The sequence below is a fragment of the Pirellulales bacterium genome, assembly GCA_035546535.1.
Classification (GTDB): domain Bacteria; phylum Planctomycetota; class Planctomycetia; order Pirellulales; family JACPPG01; genus JACPPG01.
The window spans coordinates 1-12,496 of sequence record DASZWQ010000133.1 but is presented as its reverse complement, the minus strand read 5'-3'; the positions used below and the strand labels follow the sequence as shown (position 1 = coordinate 12,496).

The 12,496-nt window shown below is 61.9% G+C and carries 10 protein-coding genes; all 10 read left to right on the top strand.

Annotation, left to right across the window (positions count from 1 at the left end; translation table 11 throughout):
- On the top strand, positions 1 to 468 hold a 468-nt coding region (locus tag VHD36_16045), incomplete at its 5' end, for a hypothetical protein (protein HVU88835.1).
- A 131-nt stretch (positions 469 to 599) separates the two neighbouring features.
- Positions 600 to 1,499 (top strand): NHL repeat-containing protein, encoded by a 900-nt coding sequence (locus tag VHD36_16040; GenBank protein ID HVU88834.1) that lies wholly within the window; start codon positions 600 to 602, stop codon positions 1,497 to 1,499.
- A gap of 251 nt (positions 1,500 to 1,750) precedes the next feature.
- Positions 1,751 to 3,250 carry a sugar ABC transporter ATP-binding protein gene (locus VHD36_16035; protein HVU88833.1) on the top strand — a complete coding sequence of 500 codons (1,500 nt, stop codon included), beginning with the start codon at positions 1,751 to 1,753 and terminating at the stop codon, positions 3,248 to 3,250.
- Positions 3,247 to 4,302, top strand: a complete 1,056-nt coding sequence (locus VHD36_16030) for an ABC transporter permease (protein HVU88832.1) — start codon at positions 3,247 to 3,249, stop codon at positions 4,300 to 4,302. The genes VHD36_16035 and VHD36_16030 overlap by 4 nt, the downstream gene beginning before the upstream one ends.
- Before the next feature lie 77 nt (positions 4,303 to 4,379).
- A complete protein-coding gene (locus tag VHD36_16025; GenBank protein ID HVU88831.1) occupies positions 4,380 to 5,291 on the top strand; it encodes an inositol oxygenase family protein in 912 nt (303 codons plus the stop codon).
- Positions 5,292 to 5,373: 82 nt separating this feature from the next.
- A complete protein-coding gene (locus VHD36_16020) occupies positions 5,374 to 7,035 on the top strand; it encodes a pyridoxal-dependent decarboxylase (GenBank protein HVU88830.1) in 1,662 nt (553 codons plus the stop codon).
- Between the two features lie 265 nt (positions 7,036 to 7,300).
- Positions 7,301 to 8,116, top strand: a complete 816-nt coding sequence (locus tag VHD36_16015; GenBank protein ID HVU88829.1) for an endonuclease domain-containing protein — start codon at positions 7,301 to 7,303, stop codon at positions 8,114 to 8,116.
- Between the two features lie 84 nt (positions 8,117 to 8,200).
- The gene (locus VHD36_16010) at positions 8,201 to 8,593 is read left to right on the top strand and encodes a GntR family transcriptional regulator (GenBank protein ID HVU88828.1); all 393 of its coding nucleotides are present in this window, start codon (positions 8,201 to 8,203) and stop codon (positions 8,591 to 8,593) included.
- Complete coding sequence (locus VHD36_16005; protein HVU88827.1) at positions 8,593 to 9,537, top strand: ABC transporter ATP-binding protein; 945 nt, start codon at positions 8,593 to 8,595, stop codon at positions 9,535 to 9,537. The genes VHD36_16010 and VHD36_16005 overlap by 1 nt, the downstream gene beginning before the upstream one ends.
- Positions 9,538 to 9,626: 89 nt before the next feature.
- Positions 9,627 to 12,496, top strand: a 2,870-nt coding sequence (locus tag VHD36_16000) for a hypothetical protein (GenBank protein ID HVU88826.1), incomplete at its 3' end; no start/stop codon positions are given.

Below are 12,496 nucleotides of genomic sequence, written 5' to 3'. Positions count from 1 at the left end.
TTCGGCCTGGTCTTTCAACAGGCAAACGTGCCGCCCGACTTCGGCATCGCCGAACTTCTCGGATATGTCGACTTCCGGTCACTTGTAGCGACGTTGCAGGGTTCAACTCCGATTGCCGGCGGGGCTTTCGACACCACGGGGCTGACGTTCGGGTTTTCCGCGGGAAGTCTGGATTACAATCTGAACGACGACAGCGGCGAGCCCTTCATGCACGGGCAAATGTCTGTTGCTAACGCGAGCGGCATGATTTCCGGCGCTGGCAATGGCTCATTTATTCTGGGAACGTACAGCATTCCCATTCTTGCCGATGTCCCACTTATCACGCCTTTTGGTAACTTCGATGCGGTCTTCAGCGGTCAATTGGAAGCTACTTCGTTACCCGAACCATCGGCGTTCATCCTCGCCAGTCTGGGCGGTCTGGCGCCGCTGGGGTTGGCCCGCTCACGACTTTGTCGCCGTCGGAGATGAAGCTCCCGTTTGCAATTGCGAATGGCCTACTTATTCGCGTTAGTTGACGGCCTGCCACCTCTGGCGAAACGCTGGCCACAACACGAGCGCAATTTTGGCATCCCCTTCTTTTCTCCCCGGAAACAACGCTCATGCTCGCACGTTTGTTCGTCTTATCAGCGTTCCTGGTGGTCGAAATCCTGTTGTGCCGCCCGACGGTCTCGATAGCGGAAAGCCTCTATGTAACTAGTTACGATGATCCCGGTGGCATTTACAAGATCAGCTCGTCCGGCGGCGTTTCCCAGTTTGCGGGACCTGCAAACTACTTCGCTTCGAGCGGTATCGCGGTCGACGCCAGCGGCAATGTCTTCGAAACGGATCAGGATGGAACGGTCTTATATAGATTTACCCCAAGTGGAACGCGCTCGACGGTCACGCAAATCAAGGGACAGGTTGTGGGACTGGCTTTTGATTCGGCCGGCAATCTCTTCGGAGCGCAATGGGAAACCAACGGCGTCTATAAATTCACAAGCAATGCGCAGCCCGTACTTTTCGCGAATGCGACCCGCCCCTATGCGCTAACATTCGATGCCCAAGGGAACCTGTACGTCACGAATTCGCCAAGCCTGACGGCCCCAACCGCCTCGATCTTAAAGGTTGCGCCCGATGGAAGCGAGTCGGTCTATGCGACGGGACTTATCTACCCTGAGGGCTTGGCGTTCGATGCAAACGGAAATCTATTCGTGACGCAAGGCAATGCGACGGGGGAGATCGACAAAATAACACCCGATGGTAATCTTTCTGTCTTCGCCACGGGATTATTCTATCCCGCCAACCTCGCCTTCGATTCGAGCGGAAACTTGTACGAGGCCGACGAATACTCTGGGAAGATTTTTAAGTTCTCGCCGGACGGCACTCGAAGCACATTCGCGAGCGGCTTAAGCCATCCCGTTGGCCTGGCGTTCGTGCCCGAGCCATCTGCAATCGTTCTCACGGTATTCGGTGCTTTGACGTTGCTTGTTATTCTGGGGGCTCGGCTTTGGACACGGTAGAAATAGGAGTAGGGCCATCGCAGCGAGCGCACTGCTGACCGGTAGTGTGGGTGAAGGTTCCATCACAGGGAATGTTTGTCGACGGGGCGCGCTACTGAGAGGGGGTTTCCGCGTTCCCTGCTTACGGCCTTCATTTTCGCCAGCGCTCCCTAGGTTGGCTCGCCGCCGGGTGTTAGCATGGGTGTTTCGGCCCGCTCGCGCCGCGGTCCGACAATTCGTCGTCGCACCCTAGCCGGCCGTTCCACGCCCGCATGCCCGATCGTTCTGCGCTTTTGTCGATGCACGGCATCTCGAAGAGCTTTGGCGCCACGCGCGCCCTGGCCGACGTCGAGCTATCGGTACGCGCCGGCGAAGTGATGGCCCTGATCGGCGAAAACGGGGCCGGCAAAAGCACCCTCATGAAGGTGCTCTCCGGCGCGCATCGGCCGGACGCGGGCGAGATGTACCTCGACGGGCGGAGCTACGCTCCCAGCGGCCCGCAGCAGGCGCGGCAGGCGGGCGTGGCCATGATCTATCAGGAGCTGAACCTCGCGCCCGATTTGAGCGTGGAGGACAACATCATGCTCGGCCAGGAGGAGCACCGTTTCGGCTGGCTGCGGCGCGGCGTGCAGCGGGCGAAAGTTCGCGAGGCGCTGGCGACCCTGGGCCATCCCGACCTGCGGCCCGAGACGCCGGTACGGCAACTTTCCGTCGGCGCGCGGCAACTGGTCGAGATCGCCCGGGCCCTGGTCCTGGCGCCCAAGGTGATCGTCTTCGACGAGCCGACCAGCTCGCTCACGGCTCACGATGTCGAGCACCTGTTTCAGGTGATCGAGAGGCTGCGCGAGTCGGGCCTGGGCGTGATCTACATCAGCCATTTCCTCGAGGAGATTCGCCGCATTGCCCAGCGATACACCGTGCTGCGCGATGGGCAAACGGTCGGCAGCGGCAGCCTTTCCGGGGCGAGCGAGGCGACGATCGTATCCCTGATGGTCGGTCGCAGCGTCAACGATCTATTTCCTACCGTGCCGCACACGCCGGGCGAGCCGATCCTGGCGCTCGATGCCCTCAGCGGTCTGAAAACGCCGCGGAACGTTTCCTTCGAGCTGCGCCGCGGCGAAATCCTGGGCATCGCGGGCCTGGTCGGGGCGGGACGCACGGAATTGCTGCGCTGCATCTTCGGTCTCGATCCGGTGCGCGACGGAAGCCTGCGCGTCGCCAGCTTCTGCCCGCGCCCCACGCCGCGCGCTCGCATGAGGGCCGGGCTCGGGCTGGTTTCGGAGGATCGTAAAGCGGAAGGGCTCGCGCAAGAGCTGTCGATCGCCGACAATCTGACGCTCAGCCGGTTGCGGCCTTACAGTCGCTGGGGCTGGATCAACTTGCGACGCCGCGAGGCAGCCGTCCGCGATTGGGTGGCTCAATTGGAGGTGAAGGCCGCCGGGCCGCAGCAACTGGTCAAGGAACTGTCGGGCGGCAATCAACAGAAGGTGGCGCTGGCCCGTGTGCTGCACCAGGGGGCCGACGTGCTGCTCTTAGACGAACCGACGCGCGGCATCGACGTAGGCACGAAAGCGGAAATCTATCGGCGCATGGGAGAGCTGGCCGCCAGCGGCAAGAGCGTGATCTTCGTCAGCTCGTATTTGCCGGAACTATTGGCCGTGTGTGATCGGGTGGGCGTCATGTCGCGCGGCAACCTGCGCGAAATCCGACCGACGAGCGCTTGGAACGAGGAAGCGGTGATGGCCTGCGCGATCGGAGGGGACGAGTCGTGAGCGATTCCTCGCCCCCGGAAAATGCCCGCCCGTCGCTCCCTTCCGCGCCGCGCCGCTTGACGGCGCTCGCCAGTGCCTTGGGACCGTTGTTGGTGCTGTTTGTGGTGATCGGCATCTTCGGCGAGGCCGACCAACTGAAGAACGGCAAATCGGTCTTCTTCACGCACCAGAACACGCGCACGATCGCCGTGCAGGCGTCACCCGTGATCGTGGCGGCGCTGGGCATGACCGTGATCATCATCGCCGGCGGCATCGACCTGGCGGCGGGCACGGCGCTCGCCCTGTCGGCCACCGTGCTGGCCTGGTTCTTGAACGCCGGGTATTCCGCGCCGGTTTCGATCGCGGCGGCTATCGGAACCGGCTGCCTGACCGGGTTCGTCAACGGCGTGCTGGTGAGCGCCCTGCGCGTGGTGCCGTTTATCGTCACGCTGGGGACGATGACGATTTATCTGGGCATCGCGAAATACATCGCCAATGAGACGACGATCCGCCCGCCGCTGGCCGATATTCCGCACGCTTTCGAGACCATGGTGACGCCACGACCCGACCCAGCATGGCTGATCGAAGCTTTGCACGTGCCGAACGTCGCCTGGGGTGTGTGGCTGGCTCTGGTGCTGGCGGTGATCCTGGCCTTGGTGCTTCGCTATACCGTTTTCGGCCGCTACGTTTTTGCGCTGGGGTCGAATGAGCAGACGGCCCGGCTGTGCGGCATCAACGTGCCGCTGATGAAAATCGCGGTATACACGCTCGGCGGCCTGTTCGTCGGGATCGCCGGCACGTACCAGTTCGCCCGGCTCTCGAGCGGAAATCCCATGTCCGGCATCGGCATGGAGCTGAAATTCATCGCCGCCGTGGTGATCGGCGGAGGCAGCCTGACGGGCGGGCGCGGATCGGTGCTGGGTACCGTCACCGGGGCGGTCATGATGGCCGTGATCGCGAGCGGTTGCACCCTGCTGGGCTGGCGAAACCCGATCCAGGACATCGTGATCGGCGCGATTATTATCGCCGCCGTCACGCTCGATCAGGTCCGGCAGCGGTTTTGGTCGAACTAGCCTCGGGTGGCCGTTTCACGATACAATCGTCGTGTGGTTCAGTGGTCTCGCGCACCGGTCAGCACGGAGTCTCCAAGATGGTCGACAAAACGTCTCCGAACGACGCCAACCCCTTGGCCAGCCTTGATGAATGGGAAGACGATCTCAAGCGTCGTTACCCTGAGCCCGAGCCGGAAGCGGTGCCCGAGGGAGTCGTCCATGCCGAGGGGACGAAGAAGTCGCCCAAGGAATTTCGCAACCATCGCGAGTCGGCCCGCCCCAGCGTGCGCGAGTTCTACCGGCTGAACCATCGCTACCAGACGCTCGATTTCGTGCGCCAGAAGCGCGACGAATATTTCGCGCAGAACAAACGCGAGATGAGCATCTGGGAAGCTCTCGAATTCCTCAACACGCTGGTCGACGACAGCGATCCCGATACCGACTTTTCGCAAATCGAGCACTGCCTGCAAACGGCCGAGGCCATTCGCCGCGACGGCCATCCGCGCTGGTTCATTCTGTCGGGCTTGATCCACGACCTGGGCAAGATCCTTTGCCTTTTCGGCGAGCCGCAATGGGCCGTCGTCGGCGATACCTTCCCGGTCGGCTGTGCCTATTCGGAAGAAATCGTCTTCGCCGAGTTCTTTGCCGATAACCCCGACAAGAGCGTGCCCGAGTACCAGACGCCGCTGGGAATCTACAGCGAACGCTGCGGTCTGGACAATGTGCTCATGTCGTGGGGACACGACGAGTACATGTACCATATCGCCAAGGATTACTTGCCCGAGGAAGGGCTGTACATGCTCCGTTACCACTCGTGCTATCCGATCCATCGCGAGAAGCAGTACGGGCATCTGATGAACAAGCACGACGAAGAGATGTTCCGCTGGGTGCGCAAGTTCAGTCCTTACGACCTGTACACCAAGAGCGCCGAGCGTCCGGACGTCGAGAAGTTGCGACCGTATTACGAGGATCTGGCCGCCGAGTTCTTTCCCGATAAGATTCGTTGGTAGCACGCGACGGCGTTTACGGAGTCTTGAGCACCGGCGCTAGCTCGCGAATTTTTCGTCGGGTGCCCATTCCGGCGTCCATCGCATGCCCCCTCGCTATCGAGAATTGCTCGACCAATTGCGGCGCGAGTTTCCGCAGCCGGTCTCGGACCCCGTTCACGACGCCTACGTGGCCTTCTCGGTGCTGCGTGCGCTCGATCGGGTCGATGCGCTGAAATCGCAGGCGCCGATTCTCGGCGCGCCGGTCGAGCCCGATTTCGCGGCCGCGCTGGCGGCCCGCGTGACGCAGCAGGGGGAACCGCTCGAGCAGGTGATCTCGGACCTGGTCAAGCACCTGGAAGGGATGTTCCTGTGGGGGCATCCGCGCAGCCAGATCAACGTGATTTCGCATCCCTCGATCGCCAGCATCATCGGCGTGTTGCTCGCTTCGACCTATAATCCCAACCTGGTGAGCGACGAAAGCGGGCGCGGCTTTTCCGCCGCGGAAGTGCGCGCCACGGCCATGGCCGCCGAACTGGTCGGTTATGACGCCGAAAAATCCGGCGGCGTCTTCACCTTTGGCGGCACCGGCGGAATGCTCTACGGCGTGAAGGTCGGGCTCGAGAAGGCCGTGCCCGGCGCTTTACGAACTGGCTTATCGCAGCCGACCGTCGTGCTGGCGAGCGCTCACAGCCACGCCTGCACGAGCAACGTCTCGGCCTGGCTCGGTATCGGACAAGATAACGTCGTGCTCGTGCCGACCGAGAGTGACCATTCCGTAGATCTCGCTCTGCTGGCCGAGGCCGCGCGCCAGGCGCTGCGCGCCGGCAAACGCATCGCCGCGATCGTGGCCACGATGGGCTCGACCGACGCCTTTGGCATCGACGATTTGTTGCGAATTCACGCGCTGCGCGACGAGCTCGTCGGCGAGTTCTCGCTCGATTACACGCCCCACATCCATGCCGACGCCGTGATCGGCTGGGCTTGGAGCGTGTTCAACGATTACGACTTTTTGCGGAACGAACTGGGCTTTCGCGGCCGCACCGTACGCGCCCTGGCCAAAGCGCATCACCGCATTCGCCATCTGGGGCTGGCCGATTCGATCAGCATCGATTTTCATAAGACAGGCTTTGCACCGTACATCTCGTCGCTCGTGATCTTTCGCGATCGTGAGGATTTGCGGCATATCTTGCGGCCACGAGAGTCGTTGCCCTATTTGTTCCAGTCGGGCATGCACCACCCGGGTATGTTCACGCTCGAGACGAGCCGCAGCGCGACCGGGCCGATGGCGGCGCTGGCGAACATGCTGCTCTTGGGACGCGAAGGGCTACGAGTGCTTTTGGGGCACATCGTCGAGATGGCGGAAGTGTTGCGCGAGGCGCTCGTCGCGCATCCGGACCTTACGGTGTTGAACGAAGAGAACGTCGGACCCGTGACGCTGTTCCGCGTTTATCCGCACGGCGTCGACACGTTCACGATCAAGGAGCGCGAACGATCGGACCCACGTTTCCAGCAGCAAGTGGCCGAGCTGAACGCCTACAACCGCCGCGTATTCGAACGTGTCCACGCCGAGGCGCTCACGGGGCATGGCATCGTCATTTCCATGACCGACGCCTACACGCACAGCGATTTCGGCGTGCCGATCTCGGCGCTCAAATCGTACGTGCTGTCGCCGTTTACCGACGAAGCGCGCATGCACGAAGTGATCCGCCACGTCATCGCGGCGCGTGACGCAGTCGACGCTGACGCGCCGTTGGGCAAAGGCTGACCGATGGAAACCCTCTCCCTCCGGGAGAGGGCAGGGTGAGGGCATTCAGCTTCCGTTAGTGCGATGGATGCGGTTAGCGGGCTCCCTCACCGCGACCCTCTCCCGAAGGGAGAGGGAGGATCGCGGCCTTGCCCTCTCGCGTTGGGCCGTTGGGAGAAGGAGCCAGCGCGGTCTTTCCCTCTCCCACCGGGAGAGGGTCAGGGTGAGGGGAGATACCAGTCGAAGTTATTCGCCAATCTCAGTTCGATTCTCTAAGCTGGCTCCCATGCCCGCGCGCCACAAATCGCCGCTGCCGAACGATCTGCTGGAGTTCGCCCGCGAACTGCGATTGCGCCAAACGGACGCAGAGGGCCTGATCTGGTCTCTATTGCGTGGGCGGCGATTTCTCGGCGTGAAGTTTCGCCGGCAACATCCCGTTGCGCCCGATGTTCTCGATTCTTATTGCGACGAATTGCGAATGGCGATCGAGCTCGACGGCGGTCAACATAATTCGGCTGAATCGCGCCGCGACGACGCCACCCGATCGGCATTCTTGGCTCGACAACCAATCAAGTGTTGCGATTCTGGAACCACGCGGTGCTCGGTGACTTGGACGCAGTGTTGGAAGCACTGTTTCATGCCGTTCAACGGATCAGAGCTTCAAAGGACGGCGGTTGAAATCTGTCCCCTCTCCCACCGGGAGAGGGCTAGCAGCCTGTTGAAGAACTCAACGGGCTGCGACATCGCAGGGATGCGATGGCAAAATATCGACGTAAGTCGTTATTTTGCGAGCCGTGCGAAGCTTTGCTTCGCACTTGGCGAGATTGAAAAAAGCCACGAGGGCTTTTTTCAACAGGCTGCTAGGGTGAGGGGGATTCAAATCTATCGGGTTGAAAGAATCTCAGATCGAATAGCACGGCTCCCTCACCCCGACCGTCTCCCGAAGGGAGAGGGAGCGGCGGCATTCACCACCAACGGCGCGAGGGCCGCTAGCCATTCGGGTCGCGAGTCGTGTGGCATCGCTGTTGTTGCACGCCACCAATTCGAAGCGGGACTTGTCGCGCATGTCGGCAAGCTTGTTGACGCTTGCGCGATGCAGTAATCAACAACGGCGACCCTCAGAAGAATCTGCTTGACGGGGCCCGCCAACTACTGTACTAATACGCTAATACAGTAGGTGATCGCCATGTTTTTTGCCATAGATCCTGCCAACGGCGTGGCCGTTTACGAGCAGATCGTCCGCCAGGTGAAGTTCGCCGTCGCCCGCGAGGCGGTGAAGCCCGGCGAGATGATTCCCTCGGTGCGCGAGCTTGCCCGGGAGTTGGCCGTCAATCCCAACACCGTGGCCCGCGCGTATCGACAATTGCAGACCGACGGGGTGCTGGCGTCGGTCCGCGGCACAGGGCTCGAAGTGGCCGAGGCGGCGCGCGATCGTTGCCGGAGGGAGACCGTCGATCTGATCCGCGCCCGCCTACGGCAGGTTCTGCTCGAGGCCCAGCAGAGCCAACTCTCGGCCGACGACCTTCGTCGGCTGGTGGATACCGAATTGCGCGCCATGACCGCAGAAGGAGATTCTTGATGCCCCCGGCTCTCCGGCTGTCCAACGTGACCAAGCGCTACGGCAATCAGACCGCGCTCGATCGCGTTTCATTCGAGGTGCCCGCAGGCTGCGTCTTTGCCCTGTTGGGCGAAAACGGCGCCGGCAAGACGACGGCCATCCGCCTGCTCTTGGGCCTGGTCGAGCCTGACGAAGGTTTTGCTGAAGTGCTGGGACGCGACACGCGTGGCCGGCAGATCGAACTTTTGCGGCACGTTGGCTATGTGCCCGAGCGGCCGACCTTGTACGACTGGATGACGGTCGCCGAGATCGGCTGGTTCACGGCCGGGTTCTACGGCGGCGACTATGTCAAACATTACGATCAGTTGATTTCCGACTTTGGCGTGCCGGCAGATCGTAAGATCAAGGCGCTCTCGAAGGGAACGCGGGCCAAGGTCGCATTATCGCTCGCCCTTGCGCATCAGCCCGATGTGCTATTGCTCGACGAGCCGACCTCGGGCTTGGACACCATGGTGCGGCGCGAGTTCCTGGAGAGCATGGTCGACTTAGCAGCGGCCGGCCGGACCGTCTTGCTGTCGAGCCATCAGATTCACGAGGTCGAGCGAGTGGCCGATTACGTGGCGATCGTCCACGAAGGGCGCCTGGTCCTGGTCGAGCGTCTGGATGAGTTGAAGGACAGCGTGAAGGCCTTGACGTTCACGCTCGACGACGGCGTGGCCATGCCGCGCGTGACGGGCGAGATCTTGCGCGAGCGCCGCAAGGCCCGCCAATGGCAAATCCTGGCCCGTGGCCTGACCGACGAGGACGTGGCAGGGCTGCGCCGCCAGACGGCCGTGCGCGACGTGGAATCGCGCCGGCCGACGCTGGAAGAGATTTTCGTGGCCTACATGCGATCGGGACCGGCTCGCGACTCTGAGTCATCCCGATCAAGCGAAACCGCGATACAAGGCGGCGCAAGCAACTGAATCTGTCCATCCATTCCTTACTGACTACCGACTACCGCCTACTGACTACTTTTCTTCACTGCCCGCAGCCCTCTGCCGGCTGCCCACGAATGATGACCACCGACGTCTTCCGCCGCGTTCTCTGGAAGGAATACCGGGTGCTGCGCGCGTTTTGGATCGCGGTAGTGGCGATTGTCGTCGCGGTACAAGCGATTGCCTGGCTGTTTCTTGCTACTGGTGAGGCGTACCAGACGTTCGACATCGTCGTGTCGGTATTCATCGCGCTCTACGCGCTGGCGGCAGGCGCGATTCTGTTTGCCGTCGAGCGCGAAGAGGGGACAGACACGTTCCTGACGACGCTGCCAGTCGGCAGTGGTCGGCTTTTCGTGCCGAAGGTCGCGCTGGCCATCGCGAGCACGCTGGCGCTGGCAGCCGTGCTGTTGTTAATTGTTCGGGTGTGGCAGGCCGTAGGATTGATGGAGCCCGTCGAGCGTATTGGCATTTGGGCAAATGGAAAGCCGCGCGATCCGTTTGCGCTTGCCGCCATCGCCTGCGACGTGTTCGCCTGCGGATTGCTCTGCTCGCTCTTGCTCAAGCGCCCGCTAGTGGCGGCCTGCGTCGGCGCCGGCGTGGCGGTGCTCGTAACGTATTTGGGCACTTTCATCCAAACGCTGATGGCAGGTCCGGTTTACGGAACAAACCCGGACGAGTACGGCCGCAACTGGAGCGTAACGATCTTCGCTCTGTCGGCGGGCGTTTTCCTGATCGACATCGCCATCGGGCAGCGCTGGTTGGAATGGGGCACAGTGCGCATCAAGCGGCGCCGCGCCGCAACCACGGCTGCCCAAGAGCGCGCCGCGGCCGCGGCGAGGCGCCCGCCCCAAGGCTCGACCTGGCGCGGCGCCTTTGGCCGTCTGGTGTGGCAAGAGCTGCGCCAAACGTGGCGGATGATGGCAATCTACCTGGGCATCGGCACGCTGTTGACCCTCTGGATGCTCACGCCGGACGGGGCCAGGGATACGAACGCCAATTCGGCAATCGTCTTGGCCGCATTCTTCACGGCGCTCATGGGAGCGTCGACTTTTTACGCCGACCAGGAACGCTCGCAATATCGGTTCTTTGGCGAACGCCCGGTTCGCCCGCGCATGGTGTGGCTCAATCGGCTCTCGGTATGGGGAACGGTGATCTTCTTGTTTCTTGCGGTCGCGACGCCGTTGTGGGTGGCGGTCATATTCAAGGACCTATCGCTGCTCGTCGATCATATCGACCACTCGTATGTCTACAACGAGCGGACACCGGGCAGCTTCACGGGCACCCTCTTTCAACTGCCCGCGATCCTTACCTTAGCGGTTTTGGTATCGCTTACTTACGCGAGCGGACAGCTTTGCTCGATGCTGTTGCGCAGCGGCATCATCGCGGCCTTCATGGGCGTGATCCTGGCGGCCGTCATGGTGGCATGGTCCGTCGGGATGAGCGCCCTGGGCGTTAATTGGCTGATTTCGATCGCGCCGCTCCCGCTGATCATGTTGTGGGTTACGTGGTTGCGAGCGCCTCATTGGATCGCCGAGCGATCGGGCTGGTGGCCGTGGACGCGCTTGGGTCTGTCGCTGGCCGTGCCGATCTTGGCCGTGGGTATCGCGACGGCGTCGTTCCGCATTCTGCAGATTCCGGTGGTTGAGCCGGGCTTCTCGCCCGAACAGTATGTCGATCAAGTGACGCCCGCGGCGCGCGAGACGGCACAAATGTATCTTCGCGCGGCGAGCATGGTTGATTCCCGGTTGTGGGAAGGTGGCGACCCTTCCGTTGGCCGCGGCGATCATCTAGTGGCCGGATTGGCTGGCTTGCTCGACACGGCTCCCTACTTTCACGAGATCTCGGCACGGCGTGATTGGATCAGGTCATTCGCCAATCCACGTCAAAAAAACATGCTCGCCTGGCTGGAGGCCAATCGCGAGCCGCTTAAGTTGGCCCTGGAAACTACCGCCCGCACGAGCTGCGCTTTTGATCGCTCGGGTGAACATTTGTGGAGAGTATCGGTCCTGGAATCCCTGATCGGCACCGAAGCGTATCGTCGAATCGAAGCGGGTGACCTTGCGGGGGCGCTCGATTGTGAAATAGCACTGCTCCGCTTCTCTGCGCACATGTCCGCGCATCAATTCCAACCCAGTGGCAACCGGGTTGCGTGGCGGACCCTGGACGTGATTGCCCGCTACTGGGCAACCCGGCCAGGTCAGACGCCGGAGCTGTTGCGCCAGGCGATCGGCGCCATCGAAAACTGGCAGCAAATGGTGCTTCCGCCGACTGACGTGGTCAAGGCGACGTATGTCTGGGACGAGCGCCTGCTCGCGCTCGATTCGGATGCGATCTCGGAGAACCCCCATCGTGCCGCCAACGTGCTGCGATACACGCTCTTGCATTACCTGATGCCGTGGGAGGTATACCGAGCCCGGCGCGCGCTCGATTACCTGACTTCCGAGCAACTGAGGCACGTTCAAGCGGTCGAAAACGCGGTCCGCGCGGGCCAGCCGACCGCTCGGTTGCAGCAGCAGGAAATACAGCTTTATCAAAACTCCGTTCGGCAAACGACTCCGGTGCTGGGCATGCTCACCCATGGCTATTGGGGCGCCGACGTCAGGCTGTGGCTCGAGCAACAGGCGCAGTTGAATGCAACGCTACTGTTATTGGGCCTCGAGGGGCATCGTTTGGAACACGGCTCGCTTCCGGTGTCGCTCGATGAACTGGTCGGCGAATATTTTCAGAAGTTGCCGCGCGATCCCTACAGCGGCGACAGCTTTCGCTACTTTCCGCATGGCGTGCCCACGGTCGAGAAGATCCGGCACGGTGTAGCCTCTCGGTGGGATTGGACGATCGCGGCCGGCGTTCCCTTTTTGTGGAGTTGCGGGCCGGATCTATTGCCCATCACGAACCGCGGCGACATGGATGATGTTTTTTTGGGGATTGGCGGGACTGTTGGCGAGCC

Coding starts and splice junctions, on each gene's coding strand:
- VHD36_16010 (HVU88828.1), top strand. CDS start 8,201: ATGTTTTTTGCCATAGATCCTGCCAACGGCGTGGCCGTTTACGAGCAG.
- VHD36_16015 (HVU88829.1), top strand. CDS start 7,301: ATGCCCGCGCGCCACAAATCGCCGCTGCCGAACGATCTGCTGGAGTTC.
- VHD36_16035 (HVU88833.1), top strand. CDS start 1,751: ATGCCCGATCGTTCTGCGCTTTTGTCGATGCACGGCATCTCGAAGAGC.
- VHD36_16020 (HVU88830.1), top strand. CDS start 5,374: ATGCCCCCTCGCTATCGAGAATTGCTCGACCAATTGCGGCGCGAGTTT.
- VHD36_16005 (HVU88827.1), top strand. CDS start 8,593: ATGCCCCCGGCTCTCCGGCTGTCCAACGTGACCAAGCGCTACGGCAAT.
- VHD36_16025 (HVU88831.1), top strand. CDS start 4,380: ATGGTCGACAAAACGTCTCCGAACGACGCCAACCCCTTGGCCAGCCTT.
- VHD36_16040 (HVU88834.1), top strand. CDS start 600: ATGCTCGCACGTTTGTTCGTCTTATCAGCGTTCCTGGTGGTCGAAATC.